Raw genomic sequence first — 23,080 nt, forward strand, 5'->3', positions numbered from 1 at the left:
TGGAAAGTCTATCGGTCAGCGTTTGACCAGTGATATCCGTAGCTCGTCGAGCGGCACCTCGACGCCGTCGGGGGTGGACATCGTCACCTGGACCGGTGCGCCGGTCTTGTCGGACACCATGGCGAGTGGCTTGCCCGTGGGCTGGCAGTACTTGTCACCCCACTGCATCAGCCCGAACAGGACCGGGACCAGGTCGGCACCCTTCTCGGTGAGTCGATACTCGAAGCGGGTCCGCTGGCCGGGCTCCTGGTAGGGCGACTTCTCGAGCAAGCCCTCGGCGACGAGGGCCTTGAGCCTTGCGGCGGCGACGGCGTCGCTGACGCCGACCCGTCGTGCAAAGCCGTCGAAACGCGTGGTGCCGTACATCGCCTCGCGCATGATCAGCATCGCCGTCTTGGTGCCCACGACGTCGAGTGCGCGCACGATCGAACACCGATCGCCGGGGACCCAGCGGTCGAGATCAGCCAACTTGTCGTCGAGTACTGCAACCATGCCGACCATCTTACCCGTCCTGGCTAGGGGTGACAGCAGTCAGACAGGGGGCCGCAGTCAGGACAGGGCGGTCAGCTCAGGACGAGGCAGAAGGGATGACCGACGGGATCGAGGTAGACGCGGAATTCCTCGTGCTCCTGCCCTTCGACCTTCGTCGCGCCGAGCTCGAGCACCTGGGGTTCGGCGGTCTCGAAATCGGAGACCTGGACATCGAGATGGAATTGCTGGCTGCCATGCGGATCCGGGAACGTCGGTGGCACGTAACTGGTGGAGGGTTGGAACGTCAGTTTCGCCTTGCCCAGACCGCAGTCGAGCTCGACCCAATCGGATTGACTGGTGTCGAGTTCTCCACCGAGCAGTTGCTGGTAGAAACGGGCCAACTCCTCCGGATTCGGACCGTCAAGTGCAATTGCATTCACGAAACCGATCATCAGTACTCCTCACTCGTGTGTCGACTCGCCACCGGAGCCCTGCCAGGACAAGATGTACCCGTGCCAGGTGAATTCGATGCGTGTTGGTCGACGGTGATTGCTGCCGCCGATACCCACGCAGCGTTCGGCGACGCGCCCGACAACGGCTGGGTACAGCGATGCCGGCTGGAGTCGGGTCACCGCGGGCTCCATGGCAGTGATGCCGGTGCGAAGCCGGTGACCGGGCGTCGGGCGTGGCTGCAGTGGGTCGACGAGGTGTCGGGCCACCGCCTGATCGAGCTGTCCCCCTGCCCCGGTACGGACGGCGCCGACTCCGCATGTGCGCTCTTCGCCGACCACGGCGGACCCCACAGGTTCGTACCCACCTCGTCCACACTCACGTTCGGAACCCGGTACGAACCGGAGACCACCGTCAGTCGCAACGGGTCCGGCAGAGGTGGATCGGTCGCAACCGCCCGGGAGTCCACAGCGCCCTCGCCGCGCCGGCAACCCGCGTCCGAACCCAACCCGGTGTCCGATCCCGAGCCTGGCGGAGAACAGGTGGGCACCGGTCGACGATCGAGGCATCTCGACGACGCACAGCAGATGTCTGACGCCCGGACACCGCAGATCGTCTCGCCGAGTGCCCCCGGGACGAGGCGCACGCGCCGACGGGCCGCCGAGAGGCCGTCCGAAGCCGTGCCCACCGTCGACGAGGCACTGCTCACGGTCGCAGAAGCCCTGGCCGAGTTGGCCCGGGCCATTCGTCATCGCGACGACACCGACCGATCCTGATCCCAGACCCACCGCGCGGCTCCTTGTGGCGGACGTCTCTGGCGATAAATACCATAGGGGGGTATGGTAAATCGCAGAAGGCCAACGAGGGAGCGATGATGTCCGACGAACATTCAGAACACGAGCACCACGGTTACATCCACCGCAAGGATGACTACCTCAAGCGTCTGCGCCGTATCGAGGGGCAGGCCCGGGGACTCCAGCGGATGGTCGAGGACGAGAAGTACTGCATCGACATCCTCACCCAGGTGTCGGCGATGACCAAGGCGCTGCAGGCGGTCAGCCTTGGTCTTCTCGAAGAGCACATGTCCCATTGCGTGATCGACGCCGCCCGCGAGAGCGACGAGGCCGGTCAGGCGAAAGTCAAAGAGGCCACCGAGGCGATTGCCCGGCTGGTCCGTTCCTAGAAAGGGAAGTCTCCAGATGAGTACAGATACCTACACTGTGGTGGGGATGACCTGCCAGCACTGCGTCGCGTCGGTCACCGAAGAGGTCGGCGAGCTGCCCGGAGTCGATCGGGTCGAGGTCGACCTGGCATCGGGCGGCCTGAGTGTCCACGCCACGGAACCCGTTGCGCGCGAACAGGTCGAGGCCGCGGTCGCCGAGGCCGGATACCGGTTGGCGTGACTTCATGGCGACTGCAACGCCCCAGGCGCACATAGACCTCGAGATCGGCGGCATGACGTGCGCGTCGTGCGCGAACCGGATCGAACGCAAACTGAACAAACTCGACGGAGTCGAGGCGACGGTCAACTACGCGACCGAGAAGGCCAGTGTTCGATACGCCGACCCCATCGACACCGCCGACCTCATCGCCACGGTCGAGGCGGCCGGCTATTCGGCCACGCCTCCGGCGACAACCTCCGACGAAGAGTCCCCGGGCGAGAACGCGAAAGACACCGAACTGCACGCACTTCGGCACCGCACACTGGTAAGTGCGGCACTGTCGATCCCGGTGATCGCCATGGCGATGATCCCGGCGCTGCAGTTCGACAACTGGCAGTGGCTGTCTCTGACCCTTGCAGCGCCGGTGGTGGTGTGGGGCGGCTGGCAGTTCCATCGAGCCGCTGCCATCAATCTGCGGCACGGTGCCGCGACCATGGACACCCTGGTATCGGTCGGCACCATCGCCGCACTCGGATGGTCGCTGTACGCCCTGTTCTTCGGGCCTGCGGGTGATCCGCAGACAGCCCACGGCGCAATGGATATGGGCAGCACCGATGGAACCGCCAACATCTACCTCGAAGCGGCCGCCGGCGTCACCACCTTCATCCTCGCCGGTCGCTATTTCGAGATGCGGTCCAAGCGGCGGGCCGGTGCCGCGCTGCGGACCCTGCTGGGTCTCGGTGCGAAAGAAGTGACGCTGCTCGTCGACGGTGTCGAGAAACTGGTCCCCATCGAGAAACTCGCAGTGGGGGATCTATTCGTCGTGCGACCGGGCGAGCGAATCGCCACCGACGGGGTGATCGAGAGCGGGAGTTCGGCGGTGGATGCCTCGATGCTGACGGGCGAATCCGTCCCGGTCGAGGTCAACCCCGGCGACAGTGTGGTCGGTGCGACGGTCAACGCGGGCGGACGAGTGGTGGTGCGGGCCGGGCGGATCGGTGCCGACACACAGCTTGCTCAGATGGCGCGTCTGGTCGAGCAGGCGCAGACGGGCAAGGCGAAAGTACAGCGCCTCGCCGACCGGATCTCCGGTGTGTTCGTACCCATCGTCATCGCGCTCGCGCTCGCCACCCTCGCGGTCTGGCTCCTGCTCGGATACGGGGCGACGGAGGCCTTCACCGCGGCGGTCGCCGTGCTGATCATCGCCTGTCCGTGCGCGCTGGGCTTGGCCACGCCGACCGCGCTGATGGTAGGTACCGGTCGCGGCGCGACGATGGGTGTGCTGATCAAGGGCCCGGAGGTACTCGAGTCCACTCGGCAGGTCGATACCGTCGTGCTCGACAAGACCGGCACGGTGACCACCGGCCAGATGGTTGTGAGCGGCGTGACCGTGGCCGACGGCGACAACGCCGACCACGTTCTCGCGATGGCCGGTGCCGTCGAGAATGCATCCGAACATCCCATCGCGCGGGCGATCGCCGACGGGGCTCGTAGCCGTGTCGGCACCCTGCAACCGGTGGCGGAATTCTCCAACACCGCAGGCCTCGGGGTGACTGCCACGGTCGGCGACACCGAGGTGGTGGTCGGACGACCGCAGTTGTTGATGGACGGTGGATTCGAGTTGCCGCCGGAGCTCGACGCCGCGCTGGATCGCGCGGGGGCGGCAGGCCACATCGCGGTGGTCGTGGGCTGGGACAAGCTGGTTCGGGGCGTGGTGGTTGTGTCCGACGAGGTGAAGCCGACGTCGAAACAGGCCGTCGCCGAGCTGACAGCGCTCGGTCTGACGCCGGTGCTCCTCACCGGCGATCACGAAACGGTCGCCGCCACTGTCGCCGCGCAGGTCGGTATCGACACCGTGATCGCGGGGGTCCTGCCCACCGACAAGGTGGACGTGGTCAAACGACTGCAGTCCGAGGGCAAGACGGTCGCCATGGTCGGTGATGGCGTCAACGATGCCGCCGCTCTGGCGCAAGCCGACCTCGGACTCGCGATGGGCACCGGTACCGATGCCGCCATCGAGGCGAGCGACATCACGCTGGTCCGCGGGGATCTTCGTGCGGCCGGTGATGCGATCCGGCTGTCGCGAGCAACGCTCCGGACAATCAAGGGCAACTTGTTCTGGGCTTTCGGGTACAACGTGGCGGCCATCCCACTGGCGGCGGCCGGCCTGCTGAGCCCCATGATCGCCGGCGCCGCCATGGCACTGTCGTCGGTGTTCGTGGTCGGTAACAGTCTGCGACTGCGCCGTTTTCGGTGACCGCTGCCACGGACAAACCCACCCGTCCCAGGCACAACCAGGTGCTGCAACACCTGGCTGTGCCCGGAGCGGGTGGGTTTGTTGAACGGCTTGGCGGTCTAGGTCGACACGGGTGGATTCGGAATTTGGTCGAGTTCGGGCTCGTCGGCACCCTTGCCGAACACCAGGGGATACAGAACGCCCGCGATCACGGCGCCGATGATCGGAGCGAGCCAGAACAGCCACAGCTGACCGGGCGCCCCGTTGCCGTTGAAGAACGCGACGGCGGTCGATCGAGCCGGGTTCACCGACGTGTTCGTGATCGGGATGCTGATGAGGTGGATCAGGGTGAGGGTCAGGCCGATCGCGATCCCCGCGATGCCTGCGGGCGCACGAGTGTCGGTGGCGCCGAGGATCACGACGACAAAGATTGCGGTGAGCACGACTTCGGTGATCAGAGCGGCCAGGAGTGTGTACCCGGACGGCGAATGGTCACCGAATCCGTTCGCCGCCATGTTTCCCTCGGCTTCGAATCCGTCTTTGCCTTTGGCGATGACAAGAATGACTGCGCCTGCGATCAGACCGCCGATCACCTGCACCACAACGTAGCCGGGTACGTCTTTCCAGTCGAACCGTTTGGCCAGCGCGGCACCCACTGTGACCGCGGGATTGAAATGGCCACCGGAGATGTGGCCGAGAGCGTATACACCGGTCAGCACGGTCAGACCGAACGCAATCGACACACCGAGGAAGCCGACACCCACCTGGAAACTGGTTCCGGTGTCGTCGTCTTGGGCAATCGACTTGGCGGCGAATACGGCAGTACCGCAACCACCCAGAACCAGCCAGAATGTGCCCAGCGCCTCCGCGGCGAGCTTCTGAACAGTGGTCGGAGAGGACATGTGGGTTATACCTCCATCAATAGGACTTGCCGGGTGCTGCCGAATAGACTCGGGGCGGCGACGGAGCGACCATGATGAACACAGGTGAATCCGCCGTTTGTTCTGTCGAAAGTTTTACCACCGTGGCCGCTGAATCGTTCGTCCGATTGCAAATTGATATGTCACGGATCGAGAAAGGTGGCCGATCGTGCCGATGAATGCGGTGTCATACCGATGAGCAATATCGTCGATGGGCCCGAAGTCGAATGTCTGCCGATTCCGGGCGACCCGGATCGAGTACAGATTCTGACCTCGCGCGATGTTCCGCTCGGTGGCCCCAGGGCGATGGTTGTGCACCGCACCCTGCCGCAGCGAGCCCGTTCGCTGATCGGCGCGTGGTGCTTCGCCGATCACTACGGTCCGGCAGACGTCAGTGAGACCGGCGGGATGGATGTACCACCGCACCCGCATACCGGTCTGCAAACAGTCAGTTGGCTTTTCGAGGGCGAGATCGAACATCGGGACAGTCTCGGTGAGCACGCCACGGTGCGGCCCGGTGAGGTCAATCTCATGACCGCCGGCCACGGTATCTGCCATTCCGAGGTGTCGACGCCCGACACCACGGTGTTGCACGGCGTGCAGCTCTGGGTGGCGATGCCCGACGAGTCACGTGACTCGGAGCGGAAGTTCGAACACTTCGTCCCGGAACCCCTCTGGGTCGGGGGCGCCCGCATCAGTGTCTTCGTCGGGGAGCTACTCGGCAGTACATCGCCGGTGTCGACGTTCACCCCGCTGGTCGGTGCGCAGATCGACCTCGACGCAGGGGCGTCGCTGACAATCCCGGTACAGCTCGATTTCGAGCACGGGGTCCTGGTCGATCAGGGGACGGTCACCCTCGAGGGTTCGGAGATCGCCCGCACCGAGATGGGATATGTGGGTGTGGGCCACAGTCAGATCACCGTGCAGAGTTCGGACGACACGTCGTCGCGGTTGATCCTGTTGGGTGGCACACCTTTCGGAGAAGAATTGGTGATGTGGTGGAACTTCGTCGGACGCAGTCACGACGAGATCGTCGAATATCGGCAACAGTGGCAGGATCATTCGGAACGCTTCGGTGAGGTGTCCGGATACACGGGTGCGGTCGATCGGCTGCCGGCGCCGACCCTGCCGAATGCGAGAATCAGGCCGCGCTCGAACCCTGGCACGTGAGTCGGAATAGCAACACCGGAGAAAGTGGTTGAGCAGGCATGACGCAAAACAGCGAGGCATTGACAGACAAGACCGGCGCGGTCGTCGGCGTGGCACCGGACCCGGCCGAGAGGCGGTACACGGTCTCGGTGGAGGGCCAGGTCGCCGGATTCACCCAATACGCCGATCGCACTGCGGGAGCGTCGACCCAGCGCGTTTTCTACCACACAGAGGTCGACGAAGCCTTCGGTGGCCGCGGGCTGGCCACCATCTTGGTAAAGGAGGCGCTCGATGACGTTCGTGCACAGGGTAAACGGATCGTAGGGGTGTGCCCGCTGGTGGCGGCGTATCTCAAGAAGCATCCCGAGTACTCCGACATCTCCGACCCGGTCACCAAGGACATTCTCGCCTGGCTCGGGGTCTAGGAGACCGCTGGGCTCTCAGGGCATACCGGCCAGCCGGAGCACCGCGGCGGTGGCGGCGGCGGCCAGCACCACCACGACGAAAGGTGCTTTTCGCCAGGCGAGTACACCGCCGACGGTGACGCCGAGAACCCTTGCAGGGCTGGCGAGGTCGCCATCGTCGATGAACGTTGCGGTGGCGACCAACGCGGCGAGCAGGACGACAGCACCTGCGGTGGTGAGCTGTTGCAGGCGGCCGGGCAGCGTCCACCGCGCGGCAAGCACCGGCCCGGCGAACCGGAAGGCATATGTACCGACGGCCAGGGCGGCGATGCCCACGAGCAGGGCCGGGACCGATGTGGTCATGATGCGGCCACCGGTCGTGGACGCCGGAGCGGGACGGTGAGTACGAGTGCCGACAACGCCAGCAGGATCGGGACACCGGCCGGTAGCAGGGGCGAGACCGCAACGGCGATCACCGCCCCGCCGACCGCTGCCCGGCGGATCGCGCGCTCGGTGAGCGACGGCAGGATCAAGGCCAGCAGCACGGCTGGGAATGCGGCATCGAGGCCGAACGCGTCGGTATCGCTGATCAGCGTGCCGCCGAGCGCACCGATCAGTACTCCGGCATTCCAGGAGATGAAGAGGCCGCCTCCGCAGAGCCAGTAGGCCGAACGTCGTTCGTCCGCGGACGTTCTCGAAAGGGTGAACGCCACGGATTCGTCGACCATCAGGTGCGATCCGATGAGTCGACTCGCGAGGGAGCTCCCGAGGACGTCTCCGAGGGAGAACCCGAAGAGGATGTGGCGGGCATTGGCGAGCAATCCTGCGGAGACCGCTGCGAAGATCCCGCCCCCGGCCGCGATGATGGCGACGAACGCGAACTGGGATGCGCCGGCGAACACGATGATCGACATCAACAGAGGCATCCACAAGGGCAATCCGCTGCCGACGGCGATGGCGCCAAAGGAGAGGCCGACGACGGAGATCGCCGCGCAGACCAAGGCGACGTCGCGGATGAGTTGAGGGTCGAGTGTTCGCCATATCGAACGCATGACCAAAATAATGGACCATGGTGCGATCGTTCGTCAACCCGAACGAGCGGTAGTCTATGGCGAACGCATCGATCCGAGAGGTCCATCGACATGAGCGGCGCACCATTGCAGGCGATCGCGACAGCTCTACAGCGCGAGCGCAAGCGCACCGGACTGTCGTTGGCGGAGGTCGCGCGGCGGGCAGGGGTCGCCAAATCCACCCTGTCGAGTCTGGAGGCCGGCAACGGGAACCCCAGCGTGGAGACCCTGTGGGCGCTCAGTACTGCGCTCGATGTCCCTTTCGCGCACCTCGTGCAGCCGCCCGTACCGCGAGTGCAGGTGATCCGTGCGGGCGAGGGTCCAGGAGTTTTCTCGGAACGGTCGGATTACCTCGCCACCTTGCTGGCCGCATGCCCTCCCAACGCACGTCGTGACATCTACCTCATCACCGCCCAGCCCGGGGAGCCCCGCGAAGCCGATCCGCATGCGACCGGCGTGGTGGAGCACGTGGTGCTCAGCGCCGGGCGGGCGCTGGTCGGACTGACCGGTGAACCCGTCGAACTCGAGCCCGGCGACTACATCAGCTATCCCGGCGACCTTCCACACATCTTCAAGGCGCTGGTCCCCGACTGCACTGCGGTGTTGATCTCCGAACACACCTGAGTGCCGCCCGGCGATGAGTTGTCTCCTGCGCCCTGGTCCATATGGGTGAACGCGACCCAACGGACCAGAAGGGGGTACCGGCGATGGCGGCACCTCGCCGCGGTATCGGCCTACCGACGTTCGGTCCGCTGGCCGGCCCCGAATCGGTTTCCCTGATCTCCCGTACTGCCGATGAACTGGGACTCGACGGCGTGTCAGCCACCGATCGGCTGCTGCTGCCCGCTGACCCGGGACCCGTCGGCAAACCCTGTCAGCTGCCGATGCCGGTCTGGGATCCGATCGAGATGCTGACGTGGGCTGCGGCGCAGACGACGCGTGTGCAGTTGGCGACGACGGTGGTTCACTCACTGTTCCAGCCCCCGGTGGCGCTCGCCCGTCGGCTCGCGACCCTCGACCGGCTCAGCGGGGGCAGGCTCCTGGTCGGCGTCGGTCAGGGGTGGACGCCGCACGAGCACGAGGCGGCGGGGGTGGCGATGTCCTCGCGGGTATCGCAGTTCGCAGAGCACCTGGAGCTGATGCGCAAATGCTGGCGGCCGGGGCCGGTGGCCCACGCCGGGAGTTTTTATGATCTGAGGTCGAGTTGGGTCGAACCCAAGCCGATCCAGGACCCGCTGCCGGTGTTCGTCGCCGCGGTGACCCCGGACGGGATCGCGCGCGCCGCCGCGGTCGCCGACGGCTTCATGTTTCCGGTGACGTGTTGGGATGCCGCGAGCGAGGCAGTCCGGACTTACCGGGAGGCAGGCGGGAGAGGTCCGATCGCACTGCGTCTCAATCCGATTCGGGACCGGGGTGATCGTGCGCTGGAAAGATTCGCCGAGACGTTGTCCGCCGACTTCAGCCGGGCGATGGCTCTGGGCGCCGATGACGTGCACTGGGAGTTCAACCAGTCGTCGATGACTTTGGCCGATCAGTGCAAGGCCATGGCACTCATCGCTGATATGGCCTAAATTAGAACGAGTTCTAGTTTGGGTCGCGTCAGTGAGGAATGTGATGAAGGCAGAGTTGCCCGAGGTAGTGGCCGTGGCGGACGTCGATGCGTGGACCGACGAGGTGGACGTCCTCGTGGTCGGATGCGGTGTCTCCGGTGGCAGCGCCGCCGTGGCGGCCGCGTCCGATGGGGCCAAGGTGCTCGTTCTCGAGCGTGCTGCTGTCGCGGGCGGCACCTCGTCGATGGCCGGTGGTCACTTCTATCTCGGAGGTGGGACCGCGGTGCAGAAAGCGACCGGCCACGACGACTCTGCCGAGGAGATGGAGAAGTATCTGCTCGCCGTCTCGCGCGACCCCGAACCCGAGAAGATCCACGCCTACAGTCATGGCAGCGTCGAGCACTTCGACTGGCTCGAGTCGCTGGGGTTCGAGTTCGAACGCAGCTACTACCCCGAAAAGGCCGTCATCCAGCCGGAGACCCAGGGGCTGATGTACACCGGGAACGAGAAGGTCTGGCCGTTCTGTGAGCAGGCCGTGCCGGCTCCCCGGGGACACAAGGTCCCCGTGAAAGGTGACCTCGGCGGAGCGGGCATGGTGGTTGATCTGCTCGTCAAACGCCTCGCCGAACTGGGCACCGAGATCCGGTACGAGACCGGTGCGCGCAACCTGGTCGTCGATGAACTCGGCTCCGTGGTCGGGGTGAAGTGGAAGCGTCTGCAGGAGACCGGCTTCATCAAAGCGAAGTCTGTCGTCATCGCGGCCGGCGGTTTTGTGATGAACGAAACGATGGTCGCTGAGTTCGTCCCGCAGATGGCGGAGAAGCCGTACACGCTGGGCAGCACCTACGACGACGGGCTCGGCATCCGCCTCGGCGCATCCGTCGGCGCCGCACTCAAGCACATGGACCAGCCCTTCGTCACGGCCCCGGTTTATCCCCCGTCGATCCTGCTGACCGGTCTCGCGGTGAACAAGGACGGGAACCGCTTCGTCAACGAGGACTCGTATCATTCCCGGACGTCGGCGTTCGTGATGGAGCAGCCGGATGCCATCGCCTACCTGATCGTCGACGAGGCGCACCTGGAGCGGCCGGAGTTCCCGCTCGCGCCATTGATCGACGGCTGGGAAACGGTGGCAGAGATGGAGGCGGCGTTGGGGATCCCGACGGGCAACCTGGAGAAGTCCCTGAACCGCTACAACGAGAACGCCGCGCGAGGGGAAGATCCCGACTTCAACAAACGACCAGAATGGCTTGCGCCGCAGGACAGCGGCCCCTGGGGTGCGTTCGACCTCTCGCTGGGCAAGGCGATGTACGCGGGATTCACGATGGGCGGTGTTGCGACGTCGGTGGACGGCGAGGTCCTCACCGAGGCTGGTGAGGTGGTGCCCGGTCTCTACGCTGCCGGCGCGGGAGCGGCGAACATCGCCCAGGACGGCAAGGGCTACGCCAGCGGCACGCAGCTGGGCGAGGGATCGTTCTTCGGCCGTAGGGCGGGTCGCCACGCGGCGGCACGCTGAGTCGCCCCTGCCATCTGCGCGGCCATGGGGAGACGCAGCGCAGCGTCGCTCGACCGGATTGGAGAGAGGGGTCTCTACAGGGAGACGGTCTACATCGAGACGGGGACCTCTTCTTTGCCGATCTGACGTCGCAGGGCGCGCACGAAGACGTGGCGGAAGGTGAGAAACCTGACTGCTGTGGCGATCAGGTTGACGGTCATCAACACGACCAGCTCGAGTCGACTCGAGGGATGTTCGGAGATCTGGTGCAGCGCCATCAGCGACAATGCGCTCAGGGCTGCGCCGAAACCGAAGACCAAGATGCCCTGCACGTGATGCACCAGCAATCGATGGCTACCGCGCAGCTGGAATGTGAATGCGCGGTTGGCCGCGGTGTTCAGGATGGCTGCGATGAGCATGGACACGAAGTTCGCGGCCTGGGCGCCCATCAGTGGGTGCAGCGACAGATACATCAAGGCGTAGGCCGATGTGCACAGGATGCCGACAGCACAAAAACGCAAGACCTGGGTCGACAAGGGCTTGCGTAATAGATCGACGAGCGTTTGCCGCCGGGCAGGATCGTGCGCCGCCTCAGCGGTCTCGATCTCGTCTCCGGGGACCGGGCCTACCGTCACACCCACCACGATATGGCAGGACCCCCCAAAATGTGTTATCGCCCCGGCCGGTGGCCGGGGCGACAACTTCCATCTTTGTCATATCAAAGGAGCGACTCGAGTCGGGACGGTCGGTCGGGGGGTGTACCGCCCCGACCCGAGTCTTGATCTACCCCAGATGCTGATTCTCGCAGTCGCGGATTACGCGGCCGGAGGCGTCAGCACCGTGTCGATGAGGTAGACGGTTGCGTTGGCGGTTTTCACACCGCCACAGACGACAGAAGCGTCCTGGACCTTGAGGGTGTCGACCGGGCCGGCAACGGTGACGGTGCCACCTTCGACGGTGGCGTGGTCGCCGATGACCTGCTCAGGGGTGAGCTGGCCGGGAACAACGTGGTAGGTCAGGATCTTCGTCAGGGTTGCGCTGTCGGTCTTGAGGGACTCGACAGTCGCCGGGGGAAGCTTGGCGAAGGCGTCGTCGGTCGGGGCGAACACCGTGAACTCGCCACCGTTGAGGGTGTCGACCAGGTTGACGTCAGGGTTGAGTCCACCCGATACCGCTGCAGTCAGGGTCTTGAGCAGCGGGTTGTTGCCTGCGGCGGTGGCCACGGGGTCGGCTGCCATGCCGTCAACGGAGCCGGCACCACTCGGGTTTGCTTCGGCGTATGCGGCGCATCCCGGTCCGACCAGGGTGGCGGGCTCCATCGAAGCGCTTGAGTCCGAGGACATTTCAGAGGAGGTCATCGGGGCCGACGTTGCGGCGCTGGACGATGAGGAATCGGAACTGTCGTCCGAACAACCTGCCACCAGCCCGATTGCCAGGCCAACGCTCGCCACTGTCACTGCGAGACGCTGAATTCGTTTGAGAGCCATGTTCGCTGTCCTATCGATTGCTGTCGGTCGTGAATACGGTGTGGCCGACGTTGCCGGTCGCTCGTCTGGGAGCTCCCTGGTTCCTGCCGATCACTTGGTCGATCACTGCAGGTTCGGAGCTGTGCGCCGGGCGGATGGGTCGGATCGAAAAAGAATTTTGCCGAGTCCGCCGCGCCATCCGAAATGCCGATGACTCCGAATCCCCTTCGTTATCAACACTTGCCAGTGCGTTACCCAATCGAGATCTTCTGAAGGGTGCAGGACATGCGAACAGCAGCGATGGCACGCAACGGGCTTGCGGGCCTGATTGCCGTAGGTGCCGGGTTGGCTGCCGGCGAGGTGACGGCTGCCGCTGTCTCCTCGTATGCCTCCCCGTTCTACGCCGTGGGTTCATTTCTTGTCGACCGTGCTCCGGCTCCGGTACGCGAATTCGCGATCGACACATTCGGTACGAATGACAAACCGGTTCTCCTGTGGGGCATCGCAGTTGCCGTAGTGGTGCTTTCGATTGTCGCCGGCATCGCCGAACGTCGAACGGTCCCAATCGGTTCTGCACTCATCGTGGCCTTCGGGGCATTCGGTGTGTTGGCTGCGTTGCATCGACCGACCTCCGACTTCTGGTATGCGGCACCGTCGTTGATTGCGGCTGTGGTTGGCATTCTCGTGCTGCGTGGCTTGCGCGGCTTTCTCTGGAGCGGGTCGATGCGGGGTGGGCGGACGAGGGGTCCGGCCGGCCGGCGCGATCCCGATACGACAGAGAAGCCCCAGTCCGATGCCGATGGCGCCGCGACCACCAAGACGGACCGCGACCTGTCCCGTCGACAGTTCGGTATAGCTGCGGGAGTCATCGCAGCGGTGTCCGTGGCCGGCGCATTCATCGGCAGGCAGGTGTCGACGATGGGTGACGTGGTGGCAGACCGCAAGCGGGTCCGGCTGCCGAGGCCGTCCCGACCGGCAGCACCCATCCCTGCCGGTACGGAGGTCGACATCGAAGGCATCACGCCTTTCATGACGAACAACGCCGACTTCTACCGCATCGACACCGCCCTGCAGGTGCCGAAGCTGACGACGGGGGAGTGGCAACTCCGTATCCACGGAATGGTCGACAACGAACTGACCCTCGACTGGGACGACCTGATGGACATGCAGGCCGAGGAACGGATCATCACGCTCACCTGTGTGTCCAACGAGGTCGGCGGCAACCTCGCAGGAACCGCCCGCTGGATCGGCTACCCGATGACGAAGATCCTCGAGCGCGCGGGTGTGCAGGGCGACGCCGACATGCTCTTCTCGACCAGTGTCGACGGCTGGACGTCCGGGACCCCATTGGCCGACATCACCGACGGCCGAGACTCCATGCTCGTCATAGGCATGAACGGAGAGCCGCTCCCACTCGAGCACGGTTATCCGGTACGTCAGGTGGTCCCGGGTCTATACGGCTACGTCTCGGCCTGCAAATGGGTTGTCGATTGGGAGATCACCCGATTCGACAAGGCCGAGGCCTACTGGACGAAGCGGAACTGGGGCGTGAAGGGGCCGATCAAGACGGCGTCGAGGATCGATCGACCGGAGGGGCTTTCCCGGCATCCCGTAGGCGACGTGGTCATCGCCGGAACCGCATGGGCGCAGCACCGCGGTATCTCCAAAGTCGAGGTACGCGTGGACAAGGGTCCGTGGAACACCGCGACGCTCGCGCCGGAGTACAACAACGACACCTGGCGGCAGTGGTTCTGGACCTGGCCCGCAACCGCAGGTCAACACACTGTCTATTGTCGCGCCACCGACGAGACGGGGCAGGTGCAACCCGAGGAGAGGGTTGCCCCGATCCCTGATGGAGCGACCGGCTGGCACAACCGAGTGTTCCGGATTGAATAGGTGATCTGATGACTATGGCTAGTGTTATGGACGTGACCGACCGCATTCCCGAAGCTCGGGTAGATCTGACTGATCTGTTGATCAGAACGGCCGGCCATGATCGACAGGCCTTTGCTGAGTTGTACGACGCGACGGGTGCCCGGGTTTTCGGGCTGATCCTGCGGGTCCTACGCGATCGTGGTTACGCCGAAGAGACGCTGCAGGAGGTATATCTGCAGGTCTGGCAGAAGGCGGGTGGGTTCGATCCGTCGGCCGGTTCCGCGCTCAGCTGGATGATGACCATCGCCCATCGCCGCGCCGTCGATCGGGTGCGGAGCGAAGAGGCCGCAGGCAAACGCTCCAACGACTACTCGGTATCCAACTTCGAGGCTCCCGGTGACACCGTCGCAGACTCGGTGATCGCCGAGGAAGAACGTTCGGACGTGATGTTGTGCCTCGGCAGCCTCACCGACACACAGCGCCAGAGCATCGAACTGTCTTATTATGGTGGCCTGACGTATCGGCAGGTAGCGGAGCGTTTGGACGCTGCACTACCCACGATCAAATCCCGTATCCGCGACGGCCTGCGCCGCCTCAAGGCATGCTTGGAGGCGAACCCCCATGGCTGATCACAGCTGGCTCGACGAGCACATCGAGCTCTATGCGGTGGGCGCGCTCGACGACACCGAGATCGACCGGATCGAGGTGGAGATCGCCCGCGAGACCGTTGCCGAGCAGCGTCGGTACCGCCACGAGGTCTCGCGCACCCGCGAGGCGCTCGCGCAGATGACCGTCCAGGTCGCCACGCCGCCGCCACCGCGGATCCGTGAACAGATCATGGCCAACCTCTCGTCAGGACCGCTGGAACGGCCAGACGGGCGAGGGACGTCGCCGGATTTTGACCTGTCCACGGATGGCGTGGACACCGGTACCCCACCGAACAACGTCATCGACCTCGCTACCCGTCGCCGTCGCATCAGCCTGGCGGTCGGCTCTGTGGCAGCTGCCCTGATGCTCGTCATCGGCGGCGTGTTGGTCGGCAGGGTGACCGCACCGGACACGGGCGCGCCGGTGGCGAACCAGCTCGAGCAGGACACCAGCAAGGTGCTCAGCGCACCCGACATGCAACTCCGGCAGGACGCCGTGGGAGGCGGAAACGTCACCGTGGCGGCATCCCGCGAGGCGAACACGGCGGTGGTCTTCGCCGACGGCCTGCCGCCGACCCCGACCGGTCAGACGTATCAGATGTGGCTCCTCGGCGACGCGCACGATCCGACGTCGGTGGGCCTCATGCAGGGCGACCCCGGGCGTCAGGTGATCGCGCTCGACGACCTGACGGGGTCGAACCGGCTGGGCATCACGATCGAGCCCGAGGGCGGATCTCCGCAGCCGACCGGCGAAGTGATCACGGCAGTCCAGTTCTGAGCGCAGATTCGCGGTTGTACTGCGACGATGCACGCCGCCATCTGCTTCGGCGTGGGTGTCTGTAACTACTGAGTGTGTCGAGTTCAACACCCTGACACCGGCACTTCGCGTGCTATGTTCCAACGCAGTGATGTGGCGCACGCGTGTCGTGCGCCACATCAGGCTATTTAGGGGTGGGCACCGGAGCAGCTCTATCGGTTGTCCACCCATACCCATGACGAGGGAGCTTGTATGAGTGTGGGTGTCGTGCGTGAAACGACAGCTGGGGAGAACCGGGTGGCGTTGGTGCCGAAGGTGGTGGCAACGCTGGTGGGCAAGGGCGTGCCGGTGATCGTGGAGTCCGGTGCGGGTGAGGCCGCGTTGATTCCGGATCAGTTGTATGCCGATGCCGGTGCGTCGGTCGGTGACGCGTGGTCGGCTGATGTGGTGGTGAAGGTCGATGCACCCACCGATGCCGAGATCGGCAAGTTGTCGTCGGGTTCGTCGTTGATCGGTTTCCTGGCGCCGCGCAATCAGGAGAATCAGATCGGCGCATTGAAGGCCGCCGGTGTGCAGGCCTTTGCGGTGGAGGCGATCCCGCGTATTTCTCGTGCGCAGTCGATGGATGCGTTGTCGTCCCAGGGCAACGTCTCGGGCTACAAGGCCGTGATCTTGGCAGCAGAGAAGTCCACGCGCTTTTTCCCGATGCTGACCACCGCCGCCGGTACGGTGAAGCCGGCGACGGTGCTGGTGCTCGGTGTGGGGGTGGCGGGTTTGCAGGCGTTGGCCACAGCCAAGCGTCTCGGTGCCCGCACCACGGGGTATGACGTGCGCCCGGAGGTGGCCGAGCAGGTCAAGTCCGTGGGCGGGCAGTGGCTCGATCTGGGTATCGACGCTGCCGGTGAAGGCGGTTATGCCCGTGAGTTGACCGACGATGAGCGCGCGAAGCAGCAGCAGGCCCTCGAGGACGCGATCAAGAGTTTCGATGTGGTCATCACGACCGCACTGGTGCCGGGTCGTCCGGCACCGCGGCTGGTGACCGCGGCTGCAGTCGAAGGTATGAAGCCCGGCAGTGTGGTGGTCGATCTGGCCGGTGAGACCGGCGGCAACTGCGAGCTGACCGAGCCCGGTGAGAATGTGATCAAGCATGATGTGCTGATCTGCAGCCCGCTGAATCTGCCCGCGGGGATGCCTGAGCATGCCAGCGAGTTGTATGCAAAGAACATTCTGGCGTTGATCGAACTCGCGCTTGATGATGACGGTAATTTCGCGCCGGACTTTTCTGACGAGGTGTTGGCCGCGGCGTGTGTGACCCGCGAGGCCCCGACTTCTGATGTTTCTGGCACTGATGTGAAGGCTGGTGCCTGAAAGATGTATACGGGTTTACTCGCGAATATCGCGATTTTGGTGCTGGCGGGTTTTGTCGGTTTTGCGGTGATCTCCAAGGTCCCCAATACGTTGCACACGCCGTTGATGTCGGGCACGAACGCCATTCACGGCATCGTGGTGCTCGGTGCGTTGATCGTGCTGGGGCGCTTGCCTGATGATGCTCCGTGGGGTGTGCGGATCATCGCGTTCGTCGCGTTGATCTTCGGGACCCTGAACGTGGTCGGTGGGTTCTTGGTCACCGACCGGATGCTGGGCATGTTCAAGAGCAAGAAGGCCCCCGTGGCGGCGCCGGAGCAGGGAGCTGACAAGTGAACAACTTGGTCAATATTCTTTACATCATTGCGTTTTCGATGTTCATCCTCGGTTTGTCGGGGTTGACCGGACCGAAGACAGCGGTGCGCGGCAACTGGATCGCTGCTGCCGGTATGGGTATCGCCGTGATCGCGACGTTGATCGAGATCCGCGATACCTATGCCATCAACTGGATTCTGATCGTGGCCGGGTTGGCGATCGGTGTGATCTTGGGTGTGCCGCCGGCCAAGAGGACGAAGATGACGGCGATGCCGCAGTTGGTGGCACTGTTCAACGGTGTCGGCGGCGGTACGGTGGCGTTGATCGCCTGGACCGAGTTCATCGAGACCGCAGGTTTCTCGGAGTTCAAGCACGGCGAGGAACCGACCATCCACATCGTGATCGGGTCGCTGTTCGCGGCGATCATCGGTTCGGTGTCGTTCTGGGGCTCGCTGATCGCGTTCCTGAAGCTGCAGGAGTTGCTGAACAAGAACGTGGAGAAGGCGTTCGTCAAGAACGCGAAGATCTTCCAGGTCGCGAACATCGTGTTGCTGCTCGTCGCGCTCGCGGCGTGTGTGTTCATCGGCATCAACGCCACCCCGGGTGAGGGTTCGTCGCAGTGGTGGATCGTGCTGGTGCTCATCGCCGCGGGGATCATGGGCTTGTTCGTGGTGTTGCCGATCGGTGGCGCCGACATGCCGGTGGTCATCTCGCTGCTCAACGCGTTGACCGGTTTGTCGGCCGCGGCAGCTGGTCTGGCGCTGAACAACACCGCGATGATCGTGGCCGGCATGATCGTCGGCGCCTCGGGCAGCATTTTGACGAACCTGATGGCGACGGCGATGAACCGGTCCATCCCGGCGATCGTGTTCGGGTCGTTCGGCGGTGGAGGCGGCGCTGCTGCTGCGGGTCCGGCCGGCGAGCAGGGGACCGTCAAGGCCACCAGCGCTGCCGATGCCGCGATCCAGATGGCGTACGCCAGCCAGGTCATCGTCGTTCCGGGTTACGGGCTCGCGGTGGCCCAGGCTCAGCACGCGGTGAAGGACATGGCGAGCATTCTGGAGGAGAAGGGCGTCGAGGTGAAGTACGCCATCCATCCGGTCGCCGGTCGTATGCCCGGGCACATGAATGTGCTGCTCGCCGAGGCTGATGTCGAGTATGACGCGATGAAGGAAATGGACGACATCAACGGTGAGTTCTCGCGTACCGATGTCACCCTGGTCATCGGCGCCAACGATGTCACCAACCCCGCCGCCCGCAACGACCCGTCCAGCCCGATCCACGGGATGCCGATCTTGAACGTCGACCAGTCCCGCTCGGTCATCGTCCTCAAACGCGGTATGGCTTCGGGATACGCCGGTATCGACAACCCACTGTTCACCGCACCGGGCACTTCAATGCTCTTCGGCGACGCCAAGAAGTCCGTCGGCCTCGTCATCGAGGAGCTCAAGGCTTTGTAGAGAACATGCTCTACGCAGAGGATCTCGTCTCCGGTCACACCTACGAACTCGGTTCGTACACCGTGACCCGAGACGAGATCCTTTCCTTTGCGCGGCAGTGGGATCCGCAGGGGTTTCACGTCGATGAGACGATCGCCGCCGACGGATTCTTCGGCGAGGTCATCGCCAGTGGCATCCACACCCTCGCCGTCTTTCAGCGTCTGTCGGTGCTCGGTGCCTACAACCGCTGGGCCGTCATCGCCGGACGGACGTTGCGAGATGTGCAGTTCCGCAGCCCCGTTCGCTCGGGCCAAGAACTGACCGGCTCGTTGAAGGTCACGAAAGTCGATCTCGACAAGCCGGGTCGGGCTCTCGTGGTCACCGAAGGCGTACTTGCCACGGGCGACACCACCGTGCTGACGGTCGATCTCGACATGTACGTCCGCACGCGCCCCACCGCCTGACGGCTTCACACCCAAAATTCGCGCCACCTACTGCGATACGCGCCAGGTACAACAGGAGCGAATCGCGGCAGGTGGCGCGAATTTTGGGGTCGGGAACCAGTCGGATCAGAGCCAGTCGGCCGGTGTGTCGAGCGTGGTGCGGTCGAGGCCGGCGAGCAGGTCGAACTGTGGGCCGGTTTTCGGCAGCTCGTACCGGTAGAAGTACTGCGCTGCTGCGCGTTTGCCGTCGTAGAAGTCGCCGGTGCTGTCGCCGACCGCAAGGAGTTGCTCCAGCCAGATCCAGGCGATCACCACGTGTCCCGCGGCCTCGAGATACACCGTCGAGTTCGCCAGGCTGACGGCGGGATCGCCCGCGGCCCAGAGGGTCCCGGTGACCTGCGCGAGGCGCTCGACCGCAGCGCGGAGTGCGACCGCGTACTCCGGCTCAGCCGACTCGGCGCGGTCGATGGTCGCGGATATCGTCTCGACGAGCAGTTGCAGACCGGCGCCACCCTGCATGACGACCTTGCGGCCGAGCAGATCGAGACCGTGGATCCCGTGAGCGCCTTCGTGAATGGGGTTGAGTCGGTTGTCCCGGTAGAGCTGCTCGACGTCGAACTCTTTGGTGTAGCCGTATCCCCCGAGGACCTGGATCGCGAGGTTGTTGGCCTCGAGGCACCACTGCGACGGCCAGCTCTTCGCGATCGGGGTCAGCACGTCGAGCAGCAGCAGGCGTGCCGCGGCGACAGCCGGGTCGGTGGCGGTCTGCTGCTCGTCGACGAGACGCGAACAGTAGAGGCCTAGTCCCAGAGCGCCTTCGACATAGGACTTCTGGGCCAGCAACATGCGCTTGACGTCAGGGTGTTCGATGATCGCGACGGGTGCCGAGTCCGGGTCCTTGTTCGTCACCGGACGGCCCTGGGTTCGGGTCTTCGCATAGTCGAGCGACTGCAGGTATCCCGCGTAACCCAGTGAGGTGGCGAGGAATCCGACACCGATACGGGCTTCGTTCATCATCTTGAACATGTAGCTCAGGCCGTGGTGCGCTTCGCCCACCAGGTACCCGACGGCGCCGGACTCGGCCACGGGGTGGTGTGTCCCGTCGCCGAAGTTCAGCAGGGTGTTGGTGGTGCCGCGGTTACCCATCTTGTGGTTGAGGCCGACGAGGGCAACATCGTTGCGAGTGCCGTCGGCGAGGAACTTGGGAACCACGAACAGTGAGATCCCCTTGACGCCCGGACCGCCTCCCGGTGCCTTGGCGAGCACGAGATGCACGATGTTCTCTGACAATTCGTGATCACCGCCGGAGATCCACATCTTGGTCCCGGTGATCCGGTAAGAGCCGTCGTCAGCGGGGTCGGCCTTGGTGGTGATGTCGGCGAGGGACGATCCGGCCTGAGGCTCGGAAAGGCACATGGTCCCGAAGAACCGGCCCTCGAGCATTGGTTTGACCCAGGTGTCGATCTGCTCGGCCGTGCCGTATTCGACCAGCAGGTTGGCGTTCGCCATCGTGAGGAACGGGTAGGACGAGGTCGCGGCGTTGGCCGCCTGGAACCAGGCCATGGCCGCGCGGGCCACAACGGTGGGCAGCTGCATGCCGCCCAGTGACTCGTCGAACTGGGATGCGACGATCCCGGCCTTGCCGAACTCGTCGAGGGCGGCGCCCACCTCGTCGATGATCACGACTTTGCCGTCGGCACCCACCCGGGGCTCGTTCTGATCGGACTTCTTGTTGTGTGGGGCGAATCGTTTGACCGCGATGTCGGCACAGAGATCGAGGATTCCGTCGAACGTGTCCTTGGAGTGTTCGGCGTAGCGCTCGAGCGAGGTCAGTGCGGTCACGTCGAGCCATTCGTACAGCAAGAAGTCGAGATCACGACGAGACAGCGGTGAGACGGCCATGGATGTGTCCTTGTGGTCGGCGGGCTCGATCAGAACTTAGCGCTCGCTTATAAATGAGCACTCGCTTAGGATGCACTCTGCACCGGATCTCGTCAAGATCCCCCCGACCCGCAGGAGGCCACATGGTCCAGCAGATCTCGGACTCCGCGGCGGCGGAACGGATCAGGCGCGCAGCCATCGAGGCTTTTGCGGAAGCGGGGTACGGCGGCACATCGACGCGGGAGATCACCAAACGCCTCGGCATGAGCGCAACGGCGATGTACCCGCACTACCGGTCCAAGGAAGAGCTTCTCTACGCGATCAGCCTGCAGGGCCACCGGGCAGCGCTAGAGGTATTGCAAGGGGCTGACGATCCGGGTGCCGGACATCTCGAGCGGCTTCGTGCTGTCGTCGCAGCCTTCGCCGGCTGGCAGGCCGAGCAGCGGCAGGTGGCGCGGGTCGTCCAGTACGAGTTGCATGCACTCACGCCGTCGCACTACCGGGAGATCACCGCCCTTCGACGTCAGACGTCCGATGTCATCGCGGCGATCGTCCGGGGTGGCACCGAGTCAGGTGAGTTCGACATCGATGACCCCGACGACGTGGTGCTGGCGATCTCATCGCTGTGCGTGGATGTCTGCCGGTGGTTTCCGTCGACCCGCCACCGCGATCCCGAACGCCTCGCGCAGACCTATGCCGACCTGGCTGCGCGCCTGGTGGTGGGAGTTCGGTAGACATCCGATGTCGTAGGAAGTGGCTATCCTTTCTCCATGGCAACGCTCGCAGACCTCGAGGCCCGGATCGCCGCGCTCGAAGCTGCGCAGGCGGACTATCGAGCAGTGCTTGCCGCGATCAATGCGCTCGGCGGGAATCAACGCGAACAGTCCCAGCGGCTCGGAAACGTGGAAACCGGGCTTGTCGCTGTCGAACAACGGCTGGGTTCCGTGTCGACGACCGCGAGCGACACCAACGCTCGAGTCCGTTCGCTTGAAAATGGACAAGCGGAGATCAGGGATTTGCTGATCAGGGCTTTGGACCGCTGAGGTCAGTCGTGTGAGAGCTCGTCGATGCAGACCGTGATGGCGAGGATGAATGCTTGGTCCTCAGCTGCATTGATCTCGACGCCATAGGTGTCGCGGAGCCGGAACCACTTCTTGGAGACGGTGGCCACGGTGTGGCCGTCGCGCTCGATGTCGTATTCGTGGTCGACGAAGTTTCCCTTTGCCTTGAGGTCCGGACCTGAGTCGGGGTTGATCGTGTACCGGTCCCGGATTCCGATGAGGGCCTTGTGCACGGTCGCCTCGGAACTCCCACGCTGGATGTGCATCTTGTCCCGGACGCTGAGTTTGCGCTCCTGGATCTTGGCGAGCTCAGCGCCGCTGCTGTCTTCGAGGATGAATGTCTCCCGGAACCGAACGGCTTTGCCGTTGACCTTGAAGACCTTCTGGCCGGCACTGTTCTCGATCCAGTAGTCGTCGCCGATGGAGAGGAGTTTTTCGCGCATCTGATATTTGATCGGCGCGGGAACGTCGTTGCGTGATCGATTGAAGAGGCCCATGGCGTCGATGCTGCCCGGGCCGTATTCCTCGCGCATCACCTCGGACGAATGAGTGTTGCTCACGCCCTCGGAGTCGGAGGAAGTCGCAGTTCCTACGGCTGTGGCGAGGTCCTCCGGTTGCAGTCGGAGGAGGTGGCTGAAGTCGGAGGAAGTCGCAGTTCCTCCGGTTTCGGCAGGAGGCGGGGCCGCACCCGTAACCGGTGTTAT

The 23,080-nt window shown here is 64.4% G+C and carries 27 protein-coding genes; 18 read left to right on the forward strand and 9 right to left on the reverse strand.

The window, feature by feature from the left end:
- Positions 1-15 precede the first annotated feature (15 nt).
- Together DFR67_RS10070 and DFR67_RS10075 are read right to left on the reverse strand one after the other, a co-directional pair.
- Positions 16-501: a winged helix-turn-helix transcriptional regulator gene (locus tag DFR67_RS10070; protein ID WP_110469391.1), complete on the reverse strand. Its 486-nt coding sequence runs from the start codon at positions 499-501 to the stop codon at positions 16-18.
- 62 nt (positions 502-563) lie between these two features.
- Entirely contained in the window at positions 564-923 is a 360-nt protein-coding gene (locus DFR67_RS10075; protein ID WP_110469392.1) for a VOC family protein, read from the reverse strand.
- Between the two features lie 60 nt (positions 924-983).
- Here DFR67_RS10075 and DFR67_RS10080 point away from each other — a divergent pair, with 60 nt between their 5' ends.
- From DFR67_RS10080 to DFR67_RS10095, 4 genes are all read left to right on the forward strand, one after another.
- A complete protein-coding gene (locus DFR67_RS10080; protein ID WP_146240415.1) occupies positions 984-1,697 on the forward strand; it encodes a hypothetical protein in 714 nt (237 codons plus the stop codon).
- Between the two features lie 98 nt (positions 1,698-1,795).
- Positions 1,796-2,104, forward strand: coding sequence for a metal-sensitive transcriptional regulator (locus DFR67_RS10085; RefSeq protein ID WP_110469550.1), 309 nt, complete (start codon positions 1,796-1,798; stop codon positions 2,102-2,104).
- Between the two features lie 16 nt (positions 2,105-2,120).
- Positions 2,121-2,324, forward strand: a complete 204-nt coding sequence (locus tag DFR67_RS10090; protein ID WP_110469394.1) for a heavy-metal-associated domain-containing protein — start codon at positions 2,121-2,123, stop codon at positions 2,322-2,324.
- Positions 2,325-2,328: 4 nt separating this feature from the next.
- The gene (locus DFR67_RS10095) at positions 2,329-4,560 is read left to right on the forward strand and encodes a heavy metal translocating P-type ATPase (RefSeq protein WP_110469395.1); all 2,232 of its coding nucleotides are present in this window, start codon (positions 2,329-2,331) and stop codon (positions 4,558-4,560) included.
- 98 nt (positions 4,561-4,658) lie between these two features.
- Here the strand turns inward: DFR67_RS10095 and aqpZ are convergent, their stop codons facing one another.
- Positions 4,659-5,441, reverse strand: coding sequence for an aquaporin Z (gene aqpZ, locus DFR67_RS10100; protein WP_110469396.1), 783 nt, complete (start codon positions 5,439-5,441; stop codon positions 4,659-4,661).
- A gap of 213 nt (positions 5,442-5,654) precedes the next feature.
- Here aqpZ and DFR67_RS10105 point away from each other — a divergent pair, with 213 nt between their 5' ends.
- Together DFR67_RS10105 and DFR67_RS10110 are read left to right on the forward strand one after the other, a co-directional pair.
- Positions 5,655-6,629: a pirin family protein gene (locus tag DFR67_RS10105; RefSeq protein WP_110469551.1), complete on the forward strand. Its 975-nt coding sequence runs from the start codon at positions 5,655-5,657 to the stop codon at positions 6,627-6,629.
- Positions 6,630-6,667: 38 nt separating this feature from the next.
- Positions 6,668-7,033 carry a GNAT family N-acetyltransferase gene (locus tag DFR67_RS10110; protein WP_110469397.1) on the forward strand — a complete coding sequence of 122 codons (366 nt, stop codon included), beginning with the start codon at positions 6,668-6,670 and terminating at the stop codon, positions 7,031-7,033.
- 15 nt (positions 7,034-7,048) lie between these two features.
- Here the strand turns inward: DFR67_RS10110 and DFR67_RS10115 are convergent, their stop codons facing one another.
- Complete coding sequence (locus DFR67_RS10115; protein WP_110469398.1) at positions 7,049-7,375, reverse strand: AzlD domain-containing protein; 327 nt, start codon at positions 7,373-7,375, stop codon at positions 7,049-7,051.
- On the reverse strand, positions 7,372-8,064 hold the full coding sequence (locus DFR67_RS10120) for an AzlC family ABC transporter permease (protein ID WP_110469399.1): 693 nt from the start codon (positions 8,062-8,064) through the stop codon (positions 7,372-7,374). The genes DFR67_RS10115 and DFR67_RS10120 overlap by 4 nt, the downstream gene beginning before the upstream one ends.
- A 90-nt stretch (positions 8,065-8,154) precedes the next feature.
- Here DFR67_RS10120 and DFR67_RS10125 point away from each other — a divergent pair, with 90 nt between their 5' ends.
- The 3 genes from DFR67_RS10125 (at position 8,155) to DFR67_RS10135 (ending at position 11,148) form a co-directional block, all read left to right on the forward strand.
- Positions 8,155-8,706, forward strand: a complete 552-nt coding sequence (locus DFR67_RS10125; protein ID WP_110469400.1) for a helix-turn-helix domain-containing protein — start codon at positions 8,155-8,157, stop codon at positions 8,704-8,706.
- Between the two features lie 83 nt (positions 8,707-8,789).
- On the forward strand, positions 8,790-9,653 hold the full coding sequence (locus DFR67_RS10130) for an LLM class flavin-dependent oxidoreductase (protein ID WP_158539939.1): 864 nt from the start codon (positions 8,790-8,792) through the stop codon (positions 9,651-9,653).
- A gap of 43 nt (positions 9,654-9,696) precedes the next feature.
- Positions 9,697-11,148, forward strand: a complete 1,452-nt coding sequence (locus DFR67_RS10135; protein ID WP_110469402.1) for an FAD-binding protein — start codon at positions 9,697-9,699, stop codon at positions 11,146-11,148.
- An 89-nt stretch (positions 11,149-11,237) separates the two neighbouring features.
- Here the strand turns inward: DFR67_RS10135 and DFR67_RS10140 are convergent, their stop codons facing one another.
- Positions 11,238-11,762, reverse strand: a complete 525-nt coding sequence (locus DFR67_RS10140) for a GtrA family protein (RefSeq protein WP_245937858.1) — start codon at positions 11,760-11,762, stop codon at positions 11,238-11,240.
- A gap of 180 nt (positions 11,763-11,942) precedes the next feature.
- Complete coding sequence (locus DFR67_RS10145; protein WP_110469404.1) at positions 11,943-12,614, reverse strand: fasciclin domain-containing protein; 672 nt, start codon at positions 12,612-12,614, stop codon at positions 11,943-11,945.
- 264 nt (positions 12,615-12,878) lie between these two features.
- Between DFR67_RS10145 and DFR67_RS10150 the strand changes: the two genes are divergently transcribed.
- The 7 genes from DFR67_RS10150 to DFR67_RS10180 all read left to right on the forward strand — a co-directional run bounded on the left by DFR67_RS10150 (position 12,879) and on the right by DFR67_RS10180 (position 19,455).
- The gene (locus DFR67_RS10150) at positions 12,879-14,489 is read left to right on the forward strand and encodes a molybdopterin-dependent oxidoreductase (protein ID WP_245937859.1); all 1,611 of its coding nucleotides are present in this window, start codon (positions 12,879-12,881) and stop codon (positions 14,487-14,489) included.
- Positions 14,490-14,515: 26 nt separating this feature from the next.
- Entirely contained in the window at positions 14,516-15,097 is a 582-nt protein-coding gene (gene sigK, locus DFR67_RS10155; protein WP_110469405.1) for an ECF RNA polymerase sigma factor SigK, read from the forward strand.
- Positions 15,090-15,893 carry an anti-sigma factor gene (locus tag DFR67_RS10160; protein WP_110469406.1) on the forward strand — a complete coding sequence of 268 codons (804 nt, stop codon included), beginning with the start codon at positions 15,090-15,092 and terminating at the stop codon, positions 15,891-15,893. Before sigK ends, DFR67_RS10160 begins: the two co-directional genes overlap by 8 nt.
- Before the next feature lie 231 nt (positions 15,894-16,124).
- Positions 16,125-17,240, forward strand: coding sequence for a Re/Si-specific NAD(P)(+) transhydrogenase subunit alpha (locus DFR67_RS10165; RefSeq protein WP_110469407.1), 1,116 nt, complete (start codon positions 16,125-16,127; stop codon positions 17,238-17,240).
- A gap of 3 nt (positions 17,241-17,243) precedes the next feature.
- The gene (locus tag DFR67_RS10170; protein WP_084839465.1) at positions 17,244-17,573 is read left to right on the forward strand and encodes an NAD(P) transhydrogenase subunit alpha part 2; all 330 of its coding nucleotides are present in this window, start codon (positions 17,244-17,246) and stop codon (positions 17,571-17,573) included.
- Positions 17,570-19,012: an NAD(P)(+) transhydrogenase (Re/Si-specific) subunit beta gene (locus DFR67_RS10175; RefSeq protein WP_110469408.1), complete on the forward strand. Its 1,443-nt coding sequence runs from the start codon at positions 17,570-17,572 to the stop codon at positions 19,010-19,012. The genes DFR67_RS10170 and DFR67_RS10175 overlap by 4 nt, the downstream gene beginning before the upstream one ends.
- 5 nt (positions 19,013-19,017) lie before the next feature.
- Positions 19,018-19,455 (forward strand): MaoC/PaaZ C-terminal domain-containing protein, encoded by a 438-nt coding sequence (locus DFR67_RS10180; RefSeq protein WP_110469409.1) that lies wholly within the window; start codon positions 19,018-19,020, stop codon positions 19,453-19,455.
- A 105-nt stretch (positions 19,456-19,560) separates the two neighbouring features.
- On the opposite strand, the gene DFR67_RS10185 is transcribed toward DFR67_RS10180, so the two are convergent.
- Complete coding sequence (locus DFR67_RS10185) at positions 19,561-21,336, reverse strand: acyl-CoA dehydrogenase (RefSeq protein ID WP_110469410.1); 1,776 nt, start codon at positions 21,334-21,336, stop codon at positions 19,561-19,563.
- A gap of 122 nt (positions 21,337-21,458) precedes the next feature.
- On the opposite strand from DFR67_RS10185, the gene DFR67_RS10190 reads away from it, so the two are divergent.
- Both DFR67_RS10190 and DFR67_RS10195 read left to right on the forward strand, forming a co-directional pair.
- Positions 21,459-22,049 carry a TetR/AcrR family transcriptional regulator gene (locus DFR67_RS10190; RefSeq protein WP_110469411.1) on the forward strand — a complete coding sequence of 197 codons (591 nt, stop codon included), beginning with the start codon at positions 21,459-21,461 and terminating at the stop codon, positions 22,047-22,049.
- A 36-nt stretch (positions 22,050-22,085) separates the two neighbouring features.
- A complete protein-coding gene (locus DFR67_RS10195) occupies positions 22,086-22,358 on the forward strand; it encodes a hypothetical protein (RefSeq protein WP_110469412.1) in 273 nt (90 codons plus the stop codon).
- Positions 22,359-22,360: 2 nt separating this feature from the next.
- Here the strand turns inward: DFR67_RS10195 and DFR67_RS10200 are convergent, their stop codons facing one another.
- Positions 22,361-22,936, reverse strand: coding sequence for an LURP-one-related/scramblase family protein (locus tag DFR67_RS10200; RefSeq protein ID WP_245937860.1), 576 nt, complete (start codon positions 22,934-22,936; stop codon positions 22,361-22,363).
- Between the last annotated feature and the right edge of the window lie 144 nt (positions 22,937-23,080).

The sequence above is a fragment of the Williamsia limnetica genome (assembly GCF_003217475.1).
GTDB classification, from domain to species: Bacteria; Actinomycetota; Actinomycetes; order Mycobacteriales; family Mycobacteriaceae; genus Williamsia; species Williamsia limnetica.